The 23,470-nt window shown below is 63.6% G+C and carries 23 protein-coding genes and 1 pseudogene; 11 read left to right on the top strand and 13 right to left on the bottom strand.

What is annotated here, in order from left to right:
* Positions 1-121: 121 nt before the first annotated feature.
* Entirely contained in the window at positions 122-355 is a 234-nt protein-coding gene (locus A9971_RS18215) for a DUF1289 domain-containing protein (RefSeq protein ID WP_015637452.1), read from the bottom strand.
* Between the two features lie 4 nt (positions 356-359).
* A complete protein-coding gene (gene cyaY / locus A9971_RS18210; protein ID WP_011064183.1) occupies positions 360-692 on the bottom strand; it encodes an iron donor protein CyaY in 333 nt (110 codons plus the stop codon).
* A gap of 239 nt (positions 693-931) precedes the next feature.
* Between cyaY and A9971_RS18205 the strand changes: the two genes are divergently transcribed.
* The 6 genes from A9971_RS18205 to A9971_RS18180 are packed head-to-tail and all read left to right on the top strand — an operon-like array spanning position 932 to position 5,524.
* Positions 932-1,090 carry an LPS translocon maturation chaperone LptM gene (locus A9971_RS18205; RefSeq protein ID WP_011064184.1) on the top strand — a complete coding sequence of 53 codons (159 nt, stop codon included), beginning with the start codon at positions 932-934 and terminating at the stop codon, positions 1,088-1,090.
* Between the two features lie 9 nt (positions 1,091-1,099).
* Positions 1,100-2,347, top strand: a complete 1,248-nt coding sequence (gene lysA, locus A9971_RS18200; protein ID WP_183001221.1) for a diaminopimelate decarboxylase — start codon at positions 1,100-1,102, stop codon at positions 2,345-2,347.
* Positions 2,348-2,351: 4 nt separating this feature from the next.
* Entirely contained in the window at positions 2,352-3,182 is an 831-nt protein-coding gene (gene dapF / locus A9971_RS18195; protein ID WP_011064186.1) for a diaminopimelate epimerase, read from the top strand.
* 13 nt (positions 3,183-3,195) lie between these two features.
* On the top strand, positions 3,196-3,921 hold the full coding sequence (locus A9971_RS18190) for a DUF484 family protein (RefSeq protein ID WP_011064187.1): 726 nt from the start codon (positions 3,196-3,198) through the stop codon (positions 3,919-3,921).
* A 2-nt stretch (positions 3,922-3,923) separates the two neighbouring features.
* On the top strand, positions 3,924-4,820 hold the full coding sequence (xerC, locus tag A9971_RS18185; protein ID WP_077934947.1) for a tyrosine recombinase XerC: 897 nt from the start codon (positions 3,924-3,926) through the stop codon (positions 4,818-4,820).
* Positions 4,820-5,524, top strand: a complete 705-nt coding sequence (locus A9971_RS18180) for an HAD family hydrolase (protein ID WP_123431105.1) — start codon at positions 4,820-4,822, stop codon at positions 5,522-5,524. The genes xerC and A9971_RS18180 overlap by 1 nt, the downstream gene beginning before the upstream one ends.
* 126 nt (positions 5,525-5,650) lie before the next feature.
* Here the strand turns inward: A9971_RS18180 and sutA are convergent, their stop codons facing one another.
* The 4 genes from sutA to glnK all read right to left on the bottom strand — a co-directional run bounded on the left by sutA (position 5,651) and on the right by glnK (position 8,421).
* Complete coding sequence (gene sutA / locus A9971_RS18175) at positions 5,651-5,974, bottom strand: transcriptional regulator SutA (protein ID WP_007926654.1); 324 nt, start codon at positions 5,972-5,974, stop codon at positions 5,651-5,653.
* A gap of 102 nt (positions 5,975-6,076) precedes the next feature.
* Positions 6,077-6,502, bottom strand: a complete 426-nt coding sequence (locus tag A9971_RS18170) for a secondary thiamine-phosphate synthase enzyme YjbQ (RefSeq protein WP_011064190.1) — start codon at positions 6,500-6,502, stop codon at positions 6,077-6,079.
* 209 nt (positions 6,503-6,711) lie between these two features.
* Positions 6,712-8,049 (bottom strand): ammonium transporter, encoded by a 1,338-nt coding sequence (locus A9971_RS18165; protein ID WP_011064191.1) that lies wholly within the window; start codon positions 8,047-8,049, stop codon positions 6,712-6,714.
* Between the two features lie 33 nt (positions 8,050-8,082).
* Entirely contained in the window at positions 8,083-8,421 is a 339-nt protein-coding gene (gene glnK, locus A9971_RS18160) for a P-II family nitrogen regulator (protein ID WP_002555808.1), read from the bottom strand.
* Between the two features lie 416 nt (positions 8,422-8,837).
* Here glnK and A9971_RS18155 point away from each other — a divergent pair, with 416 nt between their 5' ends.
* Positions 8,838-9,098 carry an accessory factor UbiK family protein gene (locus A9971_RS18155; protein WP_011064192.1) on the top strand — a complete coding sequence of 87 codons (261 nt, stop codon included), beginning with the start codon at positions 8,838-8,840 and terminating at the stop codon, positions 9,096-9,098.
* A gap of 185 nt (positions 9,099-9,283) precedes the next feature.
* Positions 9,284-10,777 (top strand): YifB family Mg chelatase-like AAA ATPase, encoded by a 1,494-nt coding sequence (locus tag A9971_RS18150; protein ID WP_011064193.1) that lies wholly within the window; start codon positions 9,284-9,286, stop codon positions 10,775-10,777.
* Positions 10,778-10,781: 4 nt separating this feature from the next.
* Here A9971_RS18150 and A9971_RS18145 read toward each other — a convergent pair whose 3' ends face one another.
* On the bottom strand, positions 10,782-11,996 hold the full coding sequence (locus A9971_RS18145; protein ID WP_183001223.1) for an aldose 1-epimerase family protein: 1,215 nt from the start codon (positions 11,994-11,996) through the stop codon (positions 10,782-10,784).
* Between the two features lie 112 nt (positions 11,997-12,108).
* Positions 12,109-12,687: a TetR/AcrR family transcriptional regulator gene (locus A9971_RS18140; RefSeq protein WP_183001225.1), complete on the bottom strand. Its 579-nt coding sequence runs from the start codon at positions 12,685-12,687 to the stop codon at positions 12,109-12,111.
* A 113-nt stretch (positions 12,688-12,800) separates the two neighbouring features.
* On the opposite strand from A9971_RS18140, the gene A9971_RS18135 reads away from it, so the two are divergent.
* The gene (locus A9971_RS18135; RefSeq protein WP_169892424.1) at positions 12,801-13,727 is read left to right on the top strand and encodes an ABC transporter six-transmembrane domain-containing protein; all 927 of its coding nucleotides are present in this window, start codon (positions 12,801-12,803) and stop codon (positions 13,725-13,727) included.
* Positions 13,728-13,730: 3 nt separating this feature from the next.
* Here A9971_RS18135 and A9971_RS18130 read toward each other — a convergent pair whose 3' ends face one another.
* The 4 genes and pseudogenes from A9971_RS18130 to A9971_RS18120 all read right to left on the bottom strand — a co-directional run bounded on the left by A9971_RS18130 (position 13,731) and on the right by A9971_RS18120 (position 17,908).
* On the bottom strand, positions 13,731-14,699 hold the full coding sequence (locus tag A9971_RS18130) for a Ca2+-dependent phosphoinositide-specific phospholipase C (RefSeq protein ID WP_183001226.1): 969 nt from the start codon (positions 14,697-14,699) through the stop codon (positions 13,731-13,733).
* A 119-nt stretch (positions 14,700-14,818) separates the two neighbouring features.
* Positions 14,819-15,541, bottom strand: a complete 723-nt coding sequence (locus tag A9971_RS33235) for a methyl-accepting chemotaxis protein (RefSeq protein ID WP_375379721.1) — start codon at positions 15,539-15,541, stop codon at positions 14,819-14,821.
* Positions 15,542-15,673: 132 nt separating this feature from the next.
* Positions 15,674-16,795 (bottom strand): annotated as a pseudogene (locus A9971_RS33230) (Cache 3/Cache 2 fusion domain-containing protein); the annotation flags it as partial.
* 192 nt (positions 16,796-16,987) lie between these two features.
* Positions 16,988-17,908: a LysR substrate-binding domain-containing protein gene (locus tag A9971_RS18120; RefSeq protein WP_183001228.1), complete on the bottom strand. Its 921-nt coding sequence runs from the start codon at positions 17,906-17,908 to the stop codon at positions 16,988-16,990.
* Between the two features lie 150 nt (positions 17,909-18,058).
* On the opposite strand from A9971_RS18120, the gene A9971_RS18115 reads away from it, so the two are divergent.
* Positions 18,059-19,465, top strand: coding sequence for a NorM family multidrug efflux MATE transporter (locus A9971_RS18115; RefSeq protein ID WP_011064200.1), 1,407 nt, complete (start codon positions 18,059-18,061; stop codon positions 19,463-19,465).
* 18 nt (positions 19,466-19,483) lie between these two features.
* Here the strand turns inward: A9971_RS18115 and A9971_RS18110 are convergent, their stop codons facing one another.
* The gene (locus A9971_RS18110) at positions 19,484-21,157 is read right to left on the bottom strand and encodes a bifunctional diguanylate cyclase/phosphodiesterase (RefSeq protein WP_011064201.1); all 1,674 of its coding nucleotides are present in this window, start codon (positions 21,155-21,157) and stop codon (positions 19,484-19,486) included.
* 268 nt (positions 21,158-21,425) lie between these two features.
* On the opposite strand from A9971_RS18110, the gene rep reads away from it, so the two are divergent.
* On the top strand, positions 21,426-23,435 hold the full coding sequence (gene rep, locus A9971_RS18105) for a DNA helicase Rep (RefSeq protein WP_011064202.1): 2,010 nt from the start codon (positions 21,426-21,428) through the stop codon (positions 23,433-23,435).
* Positions 23,436-23,470 lie beyond the last annotated feature (35 nt).

Genomic DNA, 23,470 nt, shown 5'->3' with positions numbered 1-23,470 from the left:
TTTCTGCACAAAAAAGCAAAACCCCGCCAAATAAGACGGGGTTCTCACCGGCCTCGATGTAGCGAGGCGAAGCTGGACACTATCACAGCACACTGAATAAACAAACCGTACGAGTACGAAGCTAAATCTCGCCTGCCGCCGCACTCTGTTTGCGCTGCAGCGCCTGGGCGCAGATCACTCGCCGGCGCTGATCATCGGCCGAACGCCATTCACGGATGTCCTCCACATGGCGAAAACAGCCGCGACAGACCTTCTCCTCATCGAGGCGACAAAGGCTGATGCACGGTGAACTCACCGCCGGGCTGACGTTGCTGTAGAGCGGCTTGGGCGGTCGGGCCGGGGCGGGCTGGGTCACGGTATCAGAGCCCTTCGAACTCAAGCTTGATGTCGGCCTGCTCCAGGACAATGCGTTCCAGCATTTCCCCCAACTGCTCTTCGCTCTTGTCGCACATCCAGCGCTCGCTTTCCTCGTCGTAGTCGAAGTGGAAACCACCCGAACGCGCGGCCAGCCAGAGTTGGCGCAAAGGCTCCTGGCGACTAAAGATCACCTGGCTGCCGTTGTCGAACTTGACGGTGAGCACCCCGGCCGAGCTTTCCAGGTCGATGTCCAGGTCGCTCTCATCGAAAATATCCTCCAGCGTCTGCTGGGTGGCATCCACCAGGTCGTGAAAACGGGCTTCAGTCAAACTCATTGCGGGAACCTCGAAAAGTGTCTACTCACGCTCAAGCGCCGCAAGATACGGGCGCTCCCCGGCGAATGCAAAGGATACCGAACGAGGAAATAAATGCGACGCCCATTGCACGACCGCCCGACCAAAGCCACCGGCCGGGCCTTGGCAAAGGCCCGCTGGACGGGAGTTACGCTGCATAGGCAAGCTGCCGGGTGGCCGGTATACTCGGGCGCAATTTACGCATTCTCAAGGATTTCGCCATGAAGCGCCTGATCTCTTCCCTTGCTGCGCTCGTCGCGGTTGCTTGCCTCGTTACCGCCTGCGGCCAGAAAGGCCCGCTGTACCTGCCTGATGACAGCAAATCCCCTGAAGAGCAGGCGAAGTCGCAATCGCAGTCGCACAAGCACGACACCTACTAAGGGCAAACCATGGACGCTTTTAACTACCGCGACGGGGAGCTGTTCGCGGAAGGCGTAGCCCTGTCCGCCATTGCCGAACGTTTCGGTACGCCCACCTACGTCTATTCCCGTGCGCACATCGAAGCCCAGTACCAGGCCTATGCCCAGGCCCTGGCCGGCATGCCGCACCTGGTCTGCTTCGCGGTAAAAGCCAACTCCAACCTGGGCGTACTGAATGTCCTGGCGCGCCTGGGCGCCGGTTTCGACATCGTCTCCCGGGGCGAGCTGGAGCGGGTCCTGGCTGCGGGCGGGCAAGCCGACAAGATTGTCTTCTCCGGTGTTGGCAAGACCCGTGACGACATGCGTCGTGCCCTGGAAGTCGGCGTCCACTGCTTCAACGTCGAGTCCGCCGAAGAGCTGGAGCGCCTGCAGCTGGTAGCGGCCGAGCTGGGCGTTCGTGCACCGGTCTCGCTGCGGGTCAATCCGGACGTGGATGCCGGTACCCACCCGTATATCTCTACCGGGCTCAAGGAAAACAAGTTCGGCATCGACATTGCCACCGCCGAGGACGTGTACATCCGCGCCGCGCAGCTGCCGAACCTGGAAATCGTCGGTGTCGACTGCCATATCGGCTCGCAACTGACCACCCTGGCACCCTTCATCGACGCCCTCGACCGCCTGCTGGACCTGGTGGACCGCCTCGGTGAATGCGGCATCTACCTGCGCCACATCGATCTGGGTGGCGGCCTGGGCGTGCGCTATCGCGACGAAGAGCCACCGCTGGCCGCCGACTACGTCAAGGCCGTGCGCGAGCGCCTGGACGGTCGCGACCTGGCCCTGGTATTCGAACCGGGCCGCTTCATCGTGGCCAACGCCGGCGTCCTGCTGACCCGGGTCGAATACCTCAAGCACACCGAACACAAGGATTTCGCCATCGTCGACGGCGCCATGAACGACCTGATCCGCCCGGCGCTGTACCAGGCCTGGATGGATGTCAGCGCCGTGCGCCCGCGAGATGCCGAACCCCGTACCTACGACATCGTCGGCCCGATCTGTGAAACTGGCGACTTCCTCGCCAAGGAACGCACCCTGGCCCTGGCCGAGGGTGACCTGCTGGCGGTGCATTCCGCTGGTGCCTATGGTTTCGTCATGAGCTCGAACTACAACACCCGCGGCCGTGCCGCAGAAGTACTGGTCGATGGTGACCAGGCTGTTGAAGTACGTCGCCGCGAGACGGTAGCCGAGTTATTCGCTGGCGAAAGCCTGCTGCCGGAGTAAGACCATGCTGCTGCGTTTTACCAAGATGCACGGCCTGGGCAATGACTTCATGGTTCTCGACCTGGTCAGCCAGCACGCGCATATTCTGCCCAAGCACGCCAAACAATGGGGTGATCGCAATACCGGGATCGGCTTCGATCAGTTGCTGATCGTCGAGGCCCCGAGCAACCCGGATGTGGATTTCCGCTACCGGATCTTCAACTCCGACGGCTCCGAAGTGGAACAGTGCGGCAATGGTGCACGCTGCTTTGCCCGCTTCGTGCTGGACAAGCGCCTGACCACCAAGCGCCAGATCCGCGTCGAGACCAAGAGCGGCGTGATCGAGCTGGATATCCGCAACGACGGCCAGATCAGCGTCAACATGGGCGCGCCGCGCCTGGTACCGGCGGACATTCCGTTCCAGGCGCCGGCCCAGGCCGACAGCTACACCCTGGACGTCGATGGCCGCCAGGTGCAGTTGGCCGCGGTGTCCATGGGCAACCCCCACGCCGTGTTGCGGGTGGATGACATCAACAGCGCGCCGGTGCACGAGCTGGGTCCGAAGATCGAACACCACCCGCGCTTCCCGGCGCGGGTCAACGTCGGTTTTCTCCAGGTCCTGGACCGCCAGCGCGCGCAACTGCGGGTCTGGGAACGCGGCGCCGGGGAAACCCAGGCCTGCGGCACCGGCGCCTGCGCTGCTGCTGTGGCCGCGATCAGCCAGGGGTGGATGGATTCGCCCCTATTGATCGACCTGCCGGGCGGGCGCCTGTCCATTGAATGGGCAGGCCCTGGCCAACCGGTGATGATGACCGGCCCGGCAGTGCGCGTATACGAAGGACAGGTGCGTCTTTAAGTGAGCGAAATCCATGACTGATCAGCCGCAGGTTCCTGCCGAAACGCCCGACCAATCACCGTCCGAAAACCTGGAGGCGGCAGCCGTCGCCGCCTACCTGGAGGCCCATCCGGACTTCTTCGTCGACCACGATGAACTGCTCCCGGCCTTGCGCATTCCCCATCAGCGCGGCGACACCGTATCGCTGGTGGAGCGGCAGATGAAGATCCTGCGCGAGCGCAACATCGAGATGCGCCATCGCCTGTCGCAGCTGATGGACGTGGCCCGGGACAACGACCGGCTGTTCGACAAGACCCGCCGCCTGATCCTCGCGCTGATGGACGCCACCAGCCTGGAAGAAGTGGTGATGAGCGTCGAAGACAGCCTGCGCCAGGATTTCCAGGTGCCCTTCGTCAGCCTGATCCTGTTCAGCGACAGCGCCATGCCGGTGGGTCGCTGGGTCTCCGCCGCCGAAGCCCAGGGCGCCATCGGCGGCCTGTTGTCCGAAGGCAAGAGCGTCAGCGGCAGCCTGCGCGAACACGAGCTGGATTTCCTTTTCGGCGAAGAGCAGCGCAAGCAGATCGGCTCTACCGCTGTGGTGGCCCTGGCGCATCAGGGCATGCATGGCGTACTGGCGATCGCCAGCCGTGATCCGCAGCACTACAAGAGCTCGGTGGGCACCCTGTTCCTCAACTACATCGCCGAAGTCACCGGCCGCGTTCTGCCGCGCTTCACCCACTCGCTGCGCTCGGTACGCTGACCATGCAACAACAGCTGGACGCCTACTGCGCGCATCTGCGCAGTGAGCGCCAGGTGTCGCCCCACACCCTGCAAGCCTACCGGCGCGACCTCGAGAAGGTACTGGGGTTCTGCGAGAAAATGCAGGTGCGCAGCTGGACCGACCTGGACATCCAGGGCCTGCGCAGCCTGATTGCCCGCCTGCACCAGCAGGGCCAGTCGTCCCGCAGCCTGGCGCGCCTGCTGTCAGCGGTACGCGGGCTCTACCACTACCTGAACCGCGAAGGCTTGTGCACTCACGACCCGGCCAACGGCCTGGCGCCGCCCAAGGGCGAACGACGCCTGCCCAAGACCCTGGACACCGACCGCACCCTGCAGTTGCTCGATGGCGCCGTTGAAGACGACTTCCTGGCCCACCGCGACCAGGCGATTCTCGAACTTTTCTACTCCTGCGGCCTGCGCCTTTCCGAACTGACCAGCCTCAACCTCGATCAGCTGGACCTGGCGGACGGCCTGGTGCAGGTCCATGGCAAGGGCAGCAAGACCCGGGTCCTGCCGGTGGGCAGAAAGGCTCGGTCAGCCCTGGAGCAATGGCTCCCCCTGCGCGCCCTGAGCAACCCGCCTGATGGTGCCCTGTTCGTCAGCCAGAAGGGCCGGCGCCTGGGGCCGCGGGCCATCCAGCTGCGGGTCAAGGCCGCCGGCGAGCGCGAACTGGGGCAGAACCTGCACCCGCACATGTTGCGCCATTCCTTTGCCAGCCATTTGCTGGAATCCTCCCAGGACCTGCGCGCCGTGCAGGAGCTGCTGGGGCATTCGGACATCAAGACCACGCAGATCTACACCCACCTGGACTTCCAGCACCTGGCGGCGGTCTACGACAGCGCCCACCCACGGGCCAAACGCAACAAAGGCGGTGAGTAATGACCATCAAGCTGATCACCTTCGACCTCGACGACACCCTGTGGGATACCGCCCCGGTCATCGTCAGTGCCGAAGCCACCCTGCGCCAGTGGCTGACCGAACACGCACCCAATCTCGGAGGCGTGCCGGTGGAGCATCTGTGGACCATTCGCGAGCGGGTGCTGCTCGCCCAGCCGAACCTCAAGCACAGGATCAGCGCCCTGCGCCGCCAGGTGCTGTTTCATGCCCTGGAAGAAGCCGGGTATGACCATGCCCAGGCCAACCAGTTGGCCGACCAGAGTTTTGAAGTTTTCCTGCATGCCCGGCATCAGCTGGAGATCTTTCCAGAAGTCCAGCCGACCCTGGAAGCCCTGGCCAATCACTTCGCCCTTGGCGTGGTCACCAACGGCAACGCCGACGTGCGCCGCCTGGGCCTGGCGGACTATTTCAAGTTCGCGCTGTGCGCCGAGGACATCGGCATCGCCAAGCCCGACGCCCGGCTGTTCCACGAAGCCTTGCAGCGTGGCGAAGCGACTGCCGACACCGCCGTGCATATCGGCGACCACCCGGGGGATGACATTGCCGGCGCACAGCAGGCAGGGCTGCGTGCGATCTGGTTCAATCCCAACGGCAAGACCTGGGAAGCCGAACGCGCGCCAGACGCCGAGATCCGCAGCCTGATTGAACTACCCGGGCTGCTTGCCCGCTGGCATCGCGGCGCCTGAACCGGCGCTTTCGCGAGCAAGCTCGCTCCTACAGCAAGCGCCGGCGCTCGGGGCCGTTTCCGAGAAGGGTGCCCATGAAAAAGCCCGCAGCGACGGCGGGCTTTTTCAGCAAGCAAGGTGCAAGGCTCAGATAGGCCGGCTGCCGTACTTGTTATCAGGCTTCTTGGGCGGATCGGCGACCACGTTGGCCTCGACTTCCTGCACTTTGCCGCCACGGGCCAGGAACTCTTCCATGGCACGCGCCAGTGCATCACGCTCCTTGTTCTTGGCTTCTACACTCGGCAGCTCGTCTACCGAGACGGCAGCCTTGGCCTTGCCTTTGGCGGTTGGAGCAGGAACATCACTGCCATCGTCTTCCGCCACATCGTCGGCGGCCGCTTCAAGACCTTCTTCGGTTTCGTCTTCGTCACCTACTTCGAGGTCGTCGTTTTCCAGATCATCGTCGCTCATGTTCTACCTCATGACTTGCGAAAAGCAGATTAGTTATAGCCCAGCTGTGCCGACTGTCGAAGGCCGCTGGAAAAAAATCAACGTCCACTGATACTCAGCGGCTTATGCCTTATCACCGTGCAAGGTGGCAAGGACTTTGCGAGCACCGCCATGATCGCGATGCTCGCCCAGATAAACGCCTTGCCAGATGCCCAACGCCAGACGCCCCGCCGCTACCGGCAAAGTCAGCTGACAGCCTAGCAAACTGGCCTTGAAGTGCGCCGGCAGGTCATCCGCGCCTTCGTCGTTATGTTCGTACCCGGCCATGCCTTGAGGCACCAGGGTGTTGAAGTAACGCTCGAAGTCACGCCGTACCGCCGGATCGGCGTTCTCGTTGATGGTCAACGAGGCCGAGGTATGTTGCAGCCACAGATGCAGCAGACCAACCCGACATGCCTTCAACTCAGGCAGGCCGGCGAGCAACTCGTCCGTCACCAGATGAAAGCCCCGGGGCCTGGCCCGCAGGGTAATCAGGGTCTGTTGCCACATACCGATCTCCACGCTTCGGCGCGCATTCTAGCGCGCTCAGGGAAAAAACAAAGCGCCGAATAATCCTGCTTTAGTGTAAGCATTTGCCCTGCCGGAAATCGTCACGGCAAACACGCCAATGCTTGTCAGAAAATCCTTTCAGCCTTTCTCAATGACAAACATCAGGCAAAAAAATGCCCGGCCGGAGCCGGGCTTTTTTTCTTGCGCGATTACAGGTTGTAACCACGCTCGTTGTGTTGTGCCAGATCGAGGCCGACCGCCTCTTCTTCCTCGCTCACCCGCAGCCCCATGACCGCGTCCAGAACCTTGAGGATGATGAAGGTGACGATCGCGGTGTAAATCACCGTGAAACCCACGCCCTTGGCCTGGATCCAGACCTGAGCGGCAACATCGGTCACGGTGCCGAAGCCACCCAGGGACGGAGCAGCGAACACACCGGTGAGGATCGCACCGAGAATACCGCCGATGCCGTGCACGCCAAAGGCGTCCAGGGAATCGTCATATCCCAGCTTGCGCTTGAGGCTGGTGGCGCAGAAGAAGCACACCACACCGGCCGCCAGACCGATGATCAGGGCGCCCATCGGGCCAACGGTACCGGCAGCCGGAGTGATTGCCACCAGGCCTGCGACCACACCCGAAGCGATGCCCAGCGCGCTAGGCTTGCCGTGGGTGATCCACTCGGCAAACATCCAGCCCAGGGCGGCGGCAGCCGTCGCGATCTGCGTGACCAGCATGGCCATGCCGGCGGTGCCGTTGGCGGCAGCGGCGGAACCGGCGTTGAAGCCGAACCAGCCGATCCACAGCATGGCTGCGCCCATCAGGGTGTAACCCAGGTTGTGTGGCGCCATCGGCGTGGTCGGGAAACCCTTGCGCTTGCCCAGCACCAGGCAGGCCACCAGGCCCGCGATACCGGCGTTGATGTGCACTACGGTGCCGCCGGCAAAGTCCAGCACGCCCCAGTCGCCCAGCAGCGAGCCCGGACCGCTCCAGACCATATGGGCGATCGGCGCATACACCAGGGTGAACCACACGCCCATGAAGATCAGCATGGCGGAGAATTTCATCCGCTCGGCGAAGGCACCGACGATCAGCGCTGGAGTGATGATGGCGAAGGTCATCTGGAAGGTGACGAACACCGCTTCAGGGAACAGCGCAGCCGGGCCGGTCAGGCTGGCCGGGGTGATGCCCGCCAGGAAGGCCTTGGAGAAACCGCCCACGAAGGAATTGAGGTTGACCACGCCGGCTTCCATCCCGGTGGTGTCGAACGCCATGCTGTAGCCGTAGATGAACCACAGGACAGTGATCAGGCCGGTAATGGCGAAGCACTGCATCATTACCGAAAGAATGTTTTTCGACCGCACCATGCCGCCGTAGAACAGCGCCAGGCCAGGAATGGTCATGAACAGCACCAGGGCTGTGGAGGTCAGCATCCAGGCGGTATCGCCGGAGTTGAGGACTGGAGCCGCCGCTTCGTCTGCCGCCATGGCCAGGCCTGGCATTACGAGGGACAAAAGGGCTCCTAGCCCTGCGAATTTACGCAGAGTCATATTGTTTTCTCCTGGGGCGTTGGGTTTGGCGGCTTAGATTGCGTCGGTATCGGTTTCGCCGGTACGGATGCGAATAGCCTGTTCCAGATTGACCACGAAGATCTTGCCGTCACCGATCTTGCCGGTGTTGGCGGCCTTGGTTATCGCCTCGATAACCCGATCAAGATCCTTGTCGTCAATGGCGACATCGATCTTCACCTTGGGCAGGAAATCCACCACGTACTCCGCACCGCGATACAGCTCGGTGTGACCCTTCTGCCGGCCGAAGCCTTTGACTTCAGTGACGGTAATGCCCTGCACGCCGATCTCGGACAGCGACTCGCGCACGTCGTCCAACTTGAACGGCTTGATGATGGCAGTGACTAGCTTCATGAAACTCTCTCCCGAATTGGTGGACTTGCCCCAGGAAAACAAACCCGACTCAAGTCTAAGCGCAGTGCCTGGCTTTGTAACGCACCGTCGGCCTTCCTCAGCCCGACCGACGCCAGCTAACCGCTGTCTGACGAAACACTCCCCGCTCCGCCTGCCGCACTGCATTCGTCACAGCGACTGCATCAGTGCATGGGTCACCAGGGTCTAAGCAGAAAGCTTGCCAGCTCGGGAAAAATCAGTGATTTCAGTCTCTTGCCCCGAGCCGGCAGGGAATGCGGGAAAACGGCACCCGGGATACGCACAAAAACAGTGCGCTGGCGCCCGGCCAGATGCGCGAAAAACGTGCAACCCGGGGCCACCTGGAGCGTCGTTGCTGCGTGATACACTGCGGGCCGACTGCAATTCAGGACTCTCCCATGCTCGCGCCCAAAGACCTTCTCGACGCCCTGAGCGGCCACGCCTCGCGGTTGCTCAGCGGTGAAACACCCCTGCCCCGCAATGAAATCGAAAGCCAGCTCAAGGCCCTGCTACAAAGCGGCTTCAGCAAGCTGGACCTGGTCAGCCGGGAAGAATTCGACAGCCAGATGGTGGTCCTGGCCCGCACTCGCGCGCGCCTGGAAAGCCTCGAAGCCAAGGTGGCGGAGCTGGAAGCCCGGCTGAACCCGGCAGCGCAATGATCTAAATCCGGGTTCGCCGGCAGGCCGGCTCCTACAGACCTGTCCTGTAGGAACTGGCTTGCCGGCGAAGGCTCGTGCACCGACGACATATCCTGTGCCCATTCGGGCGCTCCTCTGGCCAGCCCCTCATCTATCCTTGCAGCACCGCAGGACGCGGTTCCCGCTGTCGCAAGGAAGCTCTCCCCATGTCCCTGGCAATCATCCACAGCCGTGCCCAGGTCGGCGTCCAGGCTCCGGCTGTCAGTGTTGAAGTACACCTGGCCAACGGCTTGCCGAGCCTGACACTGGTGGGCCTGCCGGAAGCCGCGGTCAAGGAAAGCAAGGACCGGGTGCGCAGCGCTATCCTCAATGCCGGGTTCAACTTTCCGGCCCGGCGCATCACCCTCAACCTGGCGCCGGCGGACCTGCCCAAGGACGGCGGGCGCTTCGATCTGGCCATCGCCCTGGGTATCCTTGCCGCCAGCGTGCAGGTGCCGGCCCTGGCCCTGGACAACATCGAATGCCTGGGGGAGCTGGCACTCTCCGGCGCGGTGCGCCCGGTACGCGGCGTACTGCCCGCCGCACTGGCGGCACGCGACGCCGGGCATACCCTGCTGGTGCCCCGGGCCAATGCCGAAGAAGCCTGCCTGGCCAGCGGCCTAAAGGTGATCGCGGTGGATCATCTGCTGGAGGCCGTTGCCCATTTCAACGGCCACGCGCCGATTGCGCCCTATGTCAGCGACGGCCTGGTGCAGAGCCACTTCCCCTACCCCGACCTCAGCGAAGTGCAAGGCCAGCTCGCCGCCAAGCGCGCCCTGCTGATCGCCGCGGCGGGCGCCCACAACCTGTTGTTCAGCGGCCCGCCAGGCACCGGCAAGACCCTGTTGGCCAGCCGCTTGCCCGGCCTGCTGCCACCGTTACAGGAAGATGAAGCCCTGGAAGTCGCGGCGATCCAGTCGGTGGCCAGCCACAAGCCCCTGCGCTACTGGCCACAGCGGCCGTTTCGCCAGCCCCACCATTCGGCTTCGGGTGCGGCACTGGTCGGAGGCGGCTCGAAACCCCAGCCCGGGGAAATCACCCTGGCCCATCACGGCGTGCTGTTTCTCGATGAACTGCCGGAGTTCGACCGCAAGGTCCTGGAAGTGCTGCGCGAGCCCATGGAGTCCGGGCAGATCGTCATTGCCCGAGCCCGGGACCGGGTGCAGTTCCCGGCACGCTTCCAATTGGTGGCAGCGATGAACCCCTGCCCCTGTGGATATCTTGGCGAGCCCAGCGGACGCTGCCGTTGCACACCGGAGCAGATCCAGCGCTATCGCAACAAGTTATCCGGGCCGCTGCTGGATCGCATCGACCTGCACCTGACCGTGGCCCGCGAAGCCACCGCCCTCAACCCCGAGCCGCAACCGGGCAATGACAGCGCCGCAGCCGCCACCAGGGTCGCCGGGGCTCGCGAGCTGCAACGCGAGCGCCAGGGCTGCGCCAACGCCTTTCTCGACCTGCCCGGCCTGCGTCGCCACTGCAAATTATCCACAACCGACGAGCGCTGGCTGGAAGCGGCCTGCGAACGCCTGGGCCTGTCGTTGCGGGCCGCTCACCGTTTGCTCAAGGTGGCGCGTACCCTGGCGGACCTGGAACAGGCCGCGCGAATCAGCCGCGAGCACCTGGCCGAAGCCCTGCATTACCGGCCCAGCGCCGATTGAAGGTTCATTCCCGGGACAGGTCTACCAAGGGTGTTGGCCGCACTTCGGTCTGACGCCCATCCTGGATCTGGCTGACACGGCTCAGGGCTTTATCCACCGCGACTTTATCGGCCAACAGGCTGTAGCGAATCTGGAATTGCCGCTGCTCCTTGGCGCCAATGCTCGGCACTAGGTTCAACGGGCGCTGGTAACGGCGGTTGTAGGAAAAGCTGGTGCCCGGTTCCAAACCCGTCACATAACCCTGGCCCTGGGTGTCGGTGTTTTTCCACAGGGAAAACACCGGCAGTTGTCGAGTGTTGAAGCCCAGGGAAACACCCAGGCTCCCGGCCTTGTTGTGCAACACCGCCAGGGTCTCGCCCTGGGCGTCGGCGTAGGGCACGAGGTTGTACACGGTTTCGTCGTAGTCGCGGGTCGGGCCGCGATAGGTCTGCCAGTCCGCCAGGTCGGCCCGGGCCTTGTCATTGAACGGCGAAACCTGCTTCACCGGCGCGGCGAACTTCGCCCCCTGCTCCAGGAACGGCGTGCTGAAGTTACTGTGGTAGAGCGCCTGGTATTCCTTGGGGTAGTCGCCGTTGTTGGTCAGGGTGTCGTTGAGCGCAAACCGGGTGCTGCCGGGTTCGGTCACCAGTTCGGTGGCGACACTGAAATCGACCTTCTTGAACGCCTGCTCCTTGAGCTCGCCCCGCAGGTGAATGGCATACGGCGGTTTTTCGTCGATGTGCAGCGTGACCTTGCTCGCCGGGATGTTGGCCGCGCGGCCGTGCAGGGTCAGCAGCTCGCCATTATCCAGGCCCGGGTGCCCGACCCACTCATAGCCACAGCGGGCCACCAGTTCGTTGAAGCCCTCCAGCCAGCCCAGGCCGCCGCGGCCGTTAAGCTCGATGAAGGCCGGGTTGACCACCTCCTTGACCGGCGAATCCCAGCCCAGGCGCACATCGCCCACCGAAGCCTGCAGCACGTTCATGCCCCGGGTCGGCACCACCGAGAGCTGCATCACGCCGTTGTCGATGTCGACGATGCTCACCCCCTCCTGGCGTCCGCCATGCAGGGTGCGCAGGGTCACGGAAAACGGCCGCTCGGTCTTGACCCCCAACTGTTCACTGGTCAGGTGCAGGTTGCGGGGAGCCTTGTCGATATCGAGCAATACATAGTCCCAGGCCATGGCGTGGGAGGTGGCGGCCAGCGCGCCAAGGGTGACCAGCAGTTTCAGCGGAGTCATGCAGGAGTGCCTTTTTTGGAGTTGTACGGTTTTTATAGCCTTGAAGAATCGTTTCAGCAAGGCAAAAAACCCCAATTAGCCGGACAAACTCCACTCCACTGGCCGTTTCCTGTCAGCCCTTGAATCCCAGCAGCAGGCCAGCCACTTCCATGACTTCCTGCAACGCCGCCTGGGCAGCTTCGGGGGAGGCCCGTAGCAACAGGTCATCGGCGTAACCCATGGTCTGGGCGAACAGTTGCCTTGCCGCGCGCTCGGGGCTGGCGCAGCGGAACACCCCCGTGCGGACCCCATCGGCAATGATCGCCGCCAGCATGTCCCGCCACTGGCCGTTGATCCTCAGGTAGGCCTGCGCCAGCTCGGCGTCATGCATGGCTTCGTCCCAAGCATCGAGCCACAGCGCCCAGCCGGCTTCGGCGGAATCGGGCAGGCAGTCACGGAGAAACCCCAGCAAGGCGTCCATGGGCGCGGCACCGCGCAGGGGCTGGCCCACCGCCTCCAGCTGGTCATCGGCAAACCGCACGAAGGCTTCGCGGCGCAGCCCCTTCCAGTCACTGAAGTAGTGATAGACGTGGCTGCGAGACAGCCCCGCATGCTCGGCCAGGTCACGGGTGGAAACCTCGGCGAAACCCTTGCTGCGGAATAATTCCAGGGCCGCCTGGATGATCCGGTCTTTACGGTCGTTACGCGACATGTGCAATCAGGCCTCTTGGCGCCAGGATGGACGGCGCTTGCATTTTGAGCGTTCGCTCAAAGATAATTGAGCAGTCGCTCAATATTAACCGTTATCACTCTTGTGGTGCACTCATGTCCGCCGTCACCCCACTCATCGCCGTGGATCCAACCCAGAAAATCGGCCAGCAGACCGCCAGCCAGACCCTCAAGGCCATTGCCCGGGCCTATCCGGGCAAGCTGTTCGTCACCTTGTCCCTGGTGGCCCTGGAAAACGCCCTGCTGCTGGCCTACCCGCTGTTCGCCGGCTTCGCCGTGGATTCGATCCTGCGGGGCGACGCTGCCCATGCGCTGATCTATGCCCTGGTGGTGCTGGGCTTCTGGGTAGTGGGCGCGGCGCGGCGCGCGGTGGACACCCGTACCTTCACCCGCATCTACGCGGACCTGGCAGTGCCGGTGATTCTCAACCAGCGCCTGCAACAGCAGGACACCTCCACCGCCGCGGCGCGGGTGGTGCTGGCCCGGGAGTTCGTCGACTTCTTCGAAAAGCACGTGCCGACCATCGCCACGGCCCTGGTGTCGATCGTCGGGGCGGCAGTGATGCTGCTGGTGATCGAACCCTGGATCGGCCTCGCCTGCCTCACGGCGCTGTTGCTGTGCATGACCCTGCTGCCACGTTTTGCCCGGCGCAACCAGCAACTGCACGAACGCCTGAATAACCGGCTGGAAAAGGAAATCGGCCTGGTGGCCAGGGTCGGCGCGGTCTCGCTGCAGCGTCACTATCGCCTGCTGTCGCGGCTGCGCATCGGGCTCTCGGATCGGGAAGCCGCGGCCTATCTGTTCCTTGGCGCTGTGGCAGCGGTGCTGTTCGTCATTGCCATCAGCCAGTTGGCGCTGTCGCCCGAGATCAAGGCCGGCCATGTGTATGCGGTGATGACCTACCTGTGGACCTTTGTCAGCAGCGTCGATGAAGCACCGACCATGGTCGATCAGCTGGCGCGCCTGCGGGACATCGGCAAGCGCGTGGACCCGGGGCTCGGTGAACCGACCGAACCCCGGTGAAGCTCAGAACGGCCGGATGCGATAGCCGCCGGCGTTCTGCTCGGCGAACTTGTAGTAGGCCGAGAGGTTGACCTTCTCGCTGATGTGCTGGGCGAACGACACCCCGTCATCGCCCCAGACCCGGCCCACATGGCTGTAGGCAAAGGCCTGGGCCGCCCACTTCTTGTCGCCCTTGGACATGTTGTTCATGGCCACGTAGCCGGACGACTGGCCGGACATGCCACTGACCTTGCCACTGACATCGTTCTGGCCATTGGTCACCGGCGAGATGAACACCTTGGCGCTGGAAGTCCGGACCTCGGCGTACTGCGAGAGCTTCTGGTTTTCCGAGTGGTTGAGCACCAGCAGGACCTTGCCCTGAAGCTGGCTGGCGGTGGGCCAGGACTTGCCCTTGAGGTTGCCCTGCAAGGCGCCCGCGCTGCTGCCGATGTGCGTGGCCAGGTCCTGGGGGGTATAGAGCTTGCCCTGGAAGACCCGGGTCACCAGCTCATCGAAATCCTTGGGCGTGCGCCCCGAACTTTCCTTCGACCAGCCCTGCTTCTTGTCGAGGATCACCGTGATGGGAAAGTGCCCGGGGTGGTTGTCGCTCCAGTTCTTGACGTCGTTGAGGCAGGCTTCGAGATCGTTCTTGCCGGTGCCATCGCCCGTGCAATTGTTGTCGTTGCCGGACTGGAACAGGGTGCCGGGGTTGTGCCGCACGAACCAGTGCCGGGGCGAGCCGCCGGTCACCGCATCGCGCTGGTCCCAGAAGTCCAGTTCCAGGGTGCGCACACTGTCGAGCACGCTGCTGAAGGTGCTTGCGTATTGCTTCTCGTAGCAGTTGTGACAGGCCACCTGGGCGATGCCGTTGAACGGGGTATTCCAGGTAGCCGGGGCGATGAACGCCGGGCTTTCCTGGCTGAACGCCGCCGGGCTGAGCAAGAGTGCCGACAGCGCCAGGGCGCGGGGGACGAAACGGGAAAGATGAGTCATGCCAGCTCCTGCTGAAAGGGAGGTCCTTGGGGCAAACCACTGCTCATCTGTTTTAGTCGAATCAGGCCTCATTGCAACTTTCGCCCCCCAACCCGGATTGAGGGGCGAGGCGGCAGCCGTCAGCGGAAGCGATCGACTTCCTGGCGCAGGTCCGCGGCCAGGGTTTCCAGCTCACGGGCAGTGACCGCCAGGTTGGACACCACTTCACGCTGCTCGCTGTTGGCCTGGGCAATGCTCTGCAGATTGCTGCTGAGTACCGTGGCGGTGCTGCTCTGCTCCTGGGTCGCGGTGGTGATGGCGGCAAACTGCTCGCCGGCGCTGCGGCTCTGCTCGTCGATCAGGGCCAGGGCCGAGGCCACGTCGGCGTTGCGCGACAGGCCTTCCTGCATCAGGCGGTTGCCCTGCTCCATGGTCTGGATGGCGTGGCCGGTTTCCTGCTGGATGCTGTTGATCATCTGGGAAATTTCATCCGTGGCTTCACGGGTACGCGAGGCCAGGTTGCGTACCTCATCCGCCACCACGGCAAAACCGCGGCCCTGCTCACCGGCCCGGGCGGCCTCGATAGCGGCATTCAGGGCCAGCAGGTTGGTCTGGTCGGCAATCGCGGTGATCACTCCGACAATTCCGCCGATCTCCTGGGAGCGCTGGCCCAGGGTGTTGATCACCGTGGCCGTGCTGTTGAGGGCTCCGGCGATCTGTTCCAGGGAAGACGAGGCCTCTTGCATGGAGGTGCGGCCAATATGGGTCTGCTGGGCGTTTTCCTGGGCCAGGCGCTGGGTACTGCCCATGTTGTCGGCGATGTTCAGCGAGGTGGCGCTGAACTCCTCCACCGCCCCGGCCATGCTGGTGATCTCGCCGGACTGCTGCTCCATGCCTTCATATGCACCGCTGGACAAGCCGGACAGCACCTGGGCCCGGCCGTTGACCTCGGCGGCAGAGCGGCGGATGTGCTCGACCATGGTCGACAGGGCTTCGCCCATCTGGTTGAAGCTGCGGGCCAACTGGCCGATTTCGTCATGGCTGGCAACGTTCAGCCGTGCGCTCAGGTCACCGCCGCCCAGGGCCTGGGCCTGGCGCACCAGGTCGCTCAGCGGTGCCAGCTTGCTGCGCAGCAGCCAGACCGTAGCGCCCACCGCCAGCAGCATGGCCAGCAGGCTGCCGATCACCAGCCGAATACCAACGCTCCAGGTCACCGCGCGGATCTCTGCCTTGGGCATGCTCGCCACCACCGACCAGGGACCCCCCTCGAACGGCACTGCCAGGCTGTAGAAGTCTTCGCTCTGATCACTCCAGAAACGCCCCTTGCCCGGCTCCTTGGCCGCTTGCGCCATGACCTGCGCCGCCTGCTCCGGCGCCTGCACGCCGGCCGGTGGCACCAGCCACTTGTTCTGCTCGTCGAGCAGGGCCAGGGAGCCGCTCTGGCCGATGCGGAAGCGCTTGAGGTTGGCGAACTGGGCATTTTGCGCATCGGTGTAATCGAAGCCGACAAACAGCACCGCGATGACCTTGCCGCTGCGGTCCAGCACCGGGGTGTACTGGGTCATGTAGAAGCGTTCGAAGAGCAAGGCCCGGCCCACATAGCCCTGGCCCGCCATGAGTTTCTGATAGGCCGGGTGGGCATGGTCGAGCAAGGTGCCGATGGCACGGCTGCCATCCTGCTTGCTCAGGGAGGTACTGACCCGCACGAAGTCATCGCCACTGCGCACGAACAAGGTCGCCACACCGGCGGTCATCTGCTTGAACTGGTCGACTTCGGCGAAGTTGTTGTTCAGCACCACATCCCCCAGGTGCAATCCCGGGGTCTGCACCCCGGCCACGCTCACCGGTTGTTCCGGATGCAGGCTCAGGCCGCTGCTGAAGCGGTTTTCGAACAGGCCGCTGAGGCGCTGGGTGCTCTCGCGCAGGCTGCCGTGGAACGTGTTGAGCTGATCGGCCAGCAGACGGGCTTCACTGGCCAGGTGTTCCTCTCGGGTGTCGAGGTTCGCCGAGTCCAGCGAACGCAAGGCGAACAGGGTGCTGCCGCTGATCACCAGGGCGAGTATCAAGGCAAGGGCGAGCCCTAGCTGAGAGGCTATGCGGGCACGGGGTTGGGACATGATGGCTCCTTGCCGAGAAGGCGGATCATCCTGATCGGTCAGCACCCTCGGCAGTCATAATTCTAAGATTTTTAATCAGTTAGGACCTTCCTGAACGCTGGTTCCATAACCCATGGATTCGGCGGCACGAGCCAATACTTGAGCGCTTTGCAGGGATATTTGCACGCCCCACCAGCCGGGTACTGCAACGTTTCAGCCCAGGCGCTCTACGGCGGGCAGTTGCATGGCCTGGACCTCGCCCTGAAGGAAGTCGCTGAGGCGCCGCAAACGCTCGCCTCCGGGCCGGGTCCTGGGCCACACCAGATAGTAGTTCAGGCCACTGGCCACCGCTGTCGGCCAGGGCAGGCTCAAGCGACCCTGGGCCACATCCTCGGCCACCATCAGCAAGTCCCCCATGGACACGCCGTAACCCCGCGCGGCGGCAATCATCCCCAGCTCCAGGGTGTCGAACACCTGCCCGCCCTTGAGGGACACCTGGTCGTTCAGGCCCATGTGCTCCAGCCAACTGCGCCAGTCGCGGCGGTCCGGGGTCGGGTGCAACAGCTCGGTGGCGGCCAGCCGCGCCGCGTCCCAGGGCTGATCATTGAGCAGGTTCGGCGCGCCCACCGGAATCAGCAGTTCGGGAAACAGGTAGCTGGCCTCCCAGTCCGGGGGGAAGTGGCCATTGCTCAGCAGCACCGCGCAGTCGAAGGGCTCCTGGTTGAAGTCCACCGAGTCCACGTCCATCCAGGCACTGGTGAGCTGCACCTCATTGCCCGGCTGCAAATGGCGGAAGCGGCTGAGCCGCGCCAACAGCCAGCGCATGGTCAGGGTCGAGGGCGCCTTCATGCGCAAGATGTCATCTTCGGCACGCAGGGTATTGCAGGCCCGTTCCAGGGCACCGAAGCCCTCGCGTATCCCCGGCAGCAGCAAGCGCGCCGCCTCGGTCAGTTGCAAGTTGCGCCCGCTGCGCTGGAACAGCCGGCAAGCGAAGTGATCCTCCAGGGTCCGGATATGCCGGCTGACCGCGCTCTGGGTGATCGACAGCTCTTCGGCTGCCCGGGTGAACGAGCTGTGCCGGGCCGCTGCCTCGAAGGCGCGCAGGGCATACAGCGGAGGAAGACGACGGGACATGCAGGCACTCCAGAACGTGACAGGGCCACGCTACCAGAAAGTGCTTCGCATGAGTTTTAATCATGCCAGCAATCGTTTTTATCCCTTTGTGCTATGGGCCAAGAGCGCCGAGAATCAGCGCTCTCCCGGACTTTCCCCTGATCGAGCCTGATGACCATGCAGCATCCAGCACGTACCGAACTCTGGGCCATCCTGCGGCTGGCGGGGCCGCTGATCGCCTCGCAGCTGGCGCACATGCTGATGGTCCTCACCGACACCCTGATGATGGCCCGCCTGAGCCCCGAGGCCCTGGCCGGCGGCGGCCTGGGTGCGGCCAGCTACTCCTTCGTATCAATCTTCTGCATCGGCGTGATTGCCGCGGTGGGCACGCTGGTAGCGATCCGCCAGGGCGCTGGCGACATCGAGGGCGCCGCGCGCCTGACCCAGGCCGGGCTCTGGCTGGCCTGGCTGATGGCCCTGGTGGCCGGCCTGCTGCTGTGGAACCTCAAGCCGCTGCTGTTGCTGTTCGGCCAGACCGAAAGCAACGTCCACGCCGCCGGCCAGTTCCTGCTGATCCTGCCGTTCGCCCTGCCCGGCTACCTGAGTTTCATGGCCCTGCGCGGCTTCACCAGCGCCATCGGCCGGGCCACGCCGGTGATGGTCATCAGCCTGGGCGGCACCGTGGCCAACTTCCTCCTCAACTACGCGCTGATCACCGGCATGTTCGGCCTGCCGAAACTCGGCCTGGTGGGCATTGGCCTGGTGACCGCCATCGTCGCCAACTGCATGGCCGTGGCCCTGGCCTGGCACATCAAGCGCCACCCGGCCTACGCCGCCTACCCGCTGCGCCAGGGCCTGTCCCGGCTGAACACCCATTACCTGCGGGAACTGTGGCGCCTGGGCCTGCCCATCGGCGGCACCTACGCGGTGGAAGTCGGGCTGTTTGCCTTCGCCGCCCTGTGCATGGGCACCATGGGCAGCACGCAACTGGCAGCGCACCAGATCGCCCTGCAGATCGTCTCGGTGGCGTTCATGGTGCCGGCGGGGATTTCCTACGCCATCACCATGCGCATCGGCCAGCATTACGGCGCCGGGCAATTGCTCGATGCACGATTGGCCGGGCGCGTGGGCATCGCCTTTGGCGCGGTGGCGATGCTGGGGTTCGCCATGATCTTCTGGCTGCTGCCCAACCAACTGATCGGGCTGTTCCTCGACCACAACGACCCGGCCTTCGCCGAGGTGATCCGGCTGGCCGTGAGCCTGCTGGCGGTGGCCGCCTGGTTCGAGCTGTTCGACGGCACCCAGACCATTGCCATGGGCGCGATCCGTGGCCTCAAGGATGCCAAGACCACCTTCCTGGTGGGCCTGGGCTGCTACTGGCTGATTGGCGCACCTTCGGCCTGGCTGATGGCCTTCACCCTGGGCTGGGGGCCGACCGGTGTCTGGTGGGGCCTGGCCCTGGGGCTGGCGTGTGCGGCCATCAGCCTGACCCTGGCATTCGAGTGGCGGATGCGCCGCATGATCCGGCGTGAGCCGCCCGTGCCGGCCATGACTCTCCAGGCCGGCCAGGCGGATTGAGCCCGAACCGACGCCGGTTTAAACCGTCCCTTCCTGCAGCGCCTGCTGGCTGCTGCCGAAGGTCAGATAGTCCATCAGTTCCGCCAGGGGCAGCGGCTTGCTGATCAGATAGCCCTGGGCCTGGTCGCAACCAAAGCCCCGCAGCAAGGCCAGCTGTTCCGCCGTCTCCACGCCTTCGGCCACCACATTCAGGTTCAGGTTATGGGCCAGGTTGATCATGGCGTGGACCAGCTTGCGGTTCTCTTCGCGCTGCTCCATGCCGCCGACAAAGCTCTTGTCCACCTTGAGCAGGGTAATGGGCAGGCTGTTGAGGTGGACGAAGGAAGAGAAGCCGGTACCGAAATCGTCCAGGGAGAAACGCACTCCCAGGCGCCCCAGGGCATCCATGGTCTGCTTCACCAGGTCACTGCGGCGCATCACTGCGGTCTCGGTCAATTCGAATTCCAGCCACTGGGCCTCGACTCCGCGTTCGGCAATCAGGCGGCTCAGGGTCGAGAGCAGTTGGCTGTCCTGGAACTGGCGGAACGACAGGTTCACTGCCATGTGCAACGGCGGCAGGCCGCGTTCGCGCAGGGCCTGCATGTCCCGCAGGGCTCGGGAAATCACCCAGTAGCCCAGGGGCACGATCAGCCCGCTCTGCTCGGCCAGGGGCACGAACTCGCTGGGCGGCAACAGGCCGCGCTCGCCATGGCGCCAGCGCACCAGGGCTTCGAGGCCCACGATCTTGCCGTCATGCAGGTTCAGCCGGGGCTGGTAGTGCAGCTCCAGTTCGTCGCGGCGCAGGGCCCGGCGCAGTTCGCTTTCCAGGTCGGCCAGGCTGCGAGCGTTGCGATTGATCCGCTCGTTGAAGATATGAAAGGTGCAGCCCTGGGTGCTCTTGGCCTGTTGCATGGCGATGTGTGCATGCCACATCAGCGGGTCGGCGCCGGCATTGGCCCGGGCATGGGCAATCCCCAGGCTGCAGCCGATCAGCAGGCTTTCGCCATCGACCCAATAGGGCTCGGCCATGGCTTCGGTGATGCGCTCGGCCATCCACTCGGCCCGCTGTGGAGCGCGGCGGGTGTCGATGAGCAAGGCAAACTCATCACTGCCCAGGCGGGCCAGTTGATCGCCGGCCTCAAGCTGGCTTTTCAGGCGCGAGACCACCTGCAGGATCAGCCGGTCGCCGGCCTGGTGGCCCAGGGCGTCGTTGGCGTGGCGGAAATTGTCCAGGTCGAGATGGCCCAGGGCCAGGCCACGGCCTTCGTTTTCCGCCAGGCGCGCGGCCAGCAAGGTCTGGAACCCCTGGCGGTTGGCGATGCCGGTCAGGGGGTCCTGCTCTGCCAGGCGCTGCAGGGTGTTTTCCAGCAGGCCGCGCTCACGTACATGGCGCAGGCAACGGCGCAGGGCATCGGTACTCAGGCAGGAACTCACCAGCCAGTCGCTGACGCCTACAGGGGCTACGGGCGGTTCCTGGTCCAGCAGCAACACGGTGGGCAGGCTGCAACGCCCGGGGCCGGGCTGCAAATGAGGAAGGGTCAACAGGACCGCGTTGCGGTCGTCTTCAAACAAACGGCTGACAGACTCCCAGCTGGGAGCACTGATCAATACCACCGAGTCTCCCAACGGAGCGACACACTCGCGCAACAACGCTGTCCACACCGGCTCTTCAGCCAGTAGCAGCAAACGCAAGGGTTCGACAGGCTTAGACAAGCTAGCTCCCTAGACTCTGCAAATTAAGTTGGCGGCGGGCATTATGGCGCGCAAATAAACAATAACAATTGATATTGATTATCATACGCAATTTCTTGTACCGCTCTAACTCGAACATTAGACGCATATTCAGCGCGCATCCTGAGGGAAAGTATCAAAACCGGCAAATTTAGATCGCGTTGTGCGTCACAAGTCGGACAGAGGCAGCAGAATCCGTCCAGCCTGTTAAAATGCCCGCCCTTTTCGTAACCGATCCCTTTTTACCGTCATGTCCCGACTCAATCCCCGGCAGCAAGAAGCCGTGAACTATGTCGGCGGCCCTCTTTTGGTGCTCGCCGGCGCAGGCTCCGGCAAGACCAGCGTGATCACCCGCAAGATCGCGCACCTGATCCAGAATTGCGGCATCCGCGCCCAGTACATTGTCGCCATGACCTTTACCAACAAGGCCGCGCGGGAAATGAAGGAGCGGGTCGGCACCCTGCTGCGCAGCGGCGAAGGCCGTGGCCTGACGGTCTCGACCTTCCACAACCTGGGCCTGAACATCATCCGCAAGGAGCATGTGCGGCTGGGCTACAAGCCGGGCTTCTCGATCTTTGACGAGACTGACGTCAAGGCCCTGATGACCGACATCATGCAGAAGGAGTATTCCGGGGACGACGGCGTCGACGAGATCAAGAACATGATCGGCTCGTGGAAGAATGACCTGATCCTGCCCGCCGAGGCCCTGGAAAACGCCCGCAACCCCAAGGAACAGACCGCCGCCATCGTCTACACCCACTACCAGCGCACGCTCAAGGCGTTCAACGCAGTGGACTTCGACGACCTGATCCTGCTGCCGGTGAAGCTGTTCGAAGAGCACGCCGACATCCTGGAGAAATGGCAGAACAAGGTGCGCTACCTGCTGGTGGACGAATACCAGGACACCAACGCCAGCCAGTACCTGCTGGTGAAGATGCTGATCGGCAAGCGCAACCAGTTCACCGTGGTGGGCGACGATGACCAGTCGATCTACGCCTGGCGCGGCGCACGCCCGGAAAACCTGATGCTGCTCAAGGACGACTACCCGTCCCTGAAAGTGGTGATGCTGGAGCAGAACTACCGCTCCACCAGCCGTATCCTGCGCTGCGCCAACGTGCTGATCTCCAACAACCCCCACGAATTCGAAAAGCAGCTGTGGAGCGAGATGGGCCACGGCGACGAGATCCGCGTGATCCGCTGCCGCAACGAAGATGCCGAGGCCGAACGGGTGGCCATGGAAATCCTCAGCCTGCACCTGCGCACCGACCGCCCCTACAGCGACTTCGCCATTCTTTACCGGGGTAACTACCAGGCCAAGCTGATCGAACTGAAGCTGCAGCACCACCAGGTGCCCTATCGCCTGTCCGGCGGTAACAGCTTCTTCGGACGCCAGGAAGTAAAGGATCTGATGGCCTACTTCCGCCTGATCGTGAACCCGGATGACGACAACGCCTTCCTCCGGGTGATCAACGTGCCGCGCCGGGAAATCGGCTCCACGACCCTGGAAAAACTCGGCAACTACGCCACCGAACGCAAGATCTCGATGTACGCCGCCACCGACGAGATCGGCCTGGGCGAACATCTGGACAGCCGTTTCACCGACCGCCTGGCGCGCTTCAAGCGCTTCATGGACCGGGTCCGCGAACAGTGCGCCGGCGAAGACCCGATTTCCGCCCTGCGCAGCATGGTCATGGACATCGACTACGAGAACTGGCTGCGCACCAACAGCTCCAGCGACAAGGCGGCGGACTACCGGATGGGCAACGTCTGGTTCCTGATCGAGGCCTTGAAGAACACCCTGGAAAAAGACGAAGACGGCGAGATGACCGTCGAAGACGCCATCGGCAAGCTGGTCCTGCGCGACATGCTGGAACGTCAGCAGGAGGAGGAAGACGGCGCCGAGGGCGTGCAGATGATGACCTTGCATGCCTCCAAGGGTCTGGAATTTCCCTACGTGTTCATCATGGGCATGGAAGAGGAAATCCTCCCGCACCGCTCCAGTATCGAAGCCGATACCATCGAGGAAGAACGGCGCCTGGCCTATGTGGGCATTACCCGCGCGCGTCAGACCCTGGCCTTTACCTTTGCGGCCAAGCGCAAGCAGTACGGTGAAATCATCGACTGCGCGCCGAGCCGCTTCCTCGATGAGCTGCCCCCGGACGATCTGGCCTGGGAAGGCAACGACGACACCCCGACCGAAGTGAAGGCCGTTCGCGGCAATAGCGCCTTGGCGGATATACGCGCGATGTTAAAGCGTTAAAATCGACTATTTTTTAACAGACCTTTGGCCCATAC

It is taken from the genome of Pseudomonas sp. UME65, assembly GCF_014170225.1.
GTDB lineage: Bacteria > Pseudomonadota > Gammaproteobacteria > Pseudomonadales > Pseudomonadaceae > Aquipseudomonas > Aquipseudomonas protegens.
This window is presented reverse-complemented; position numbering and strand designations above follow the sequence as displayed.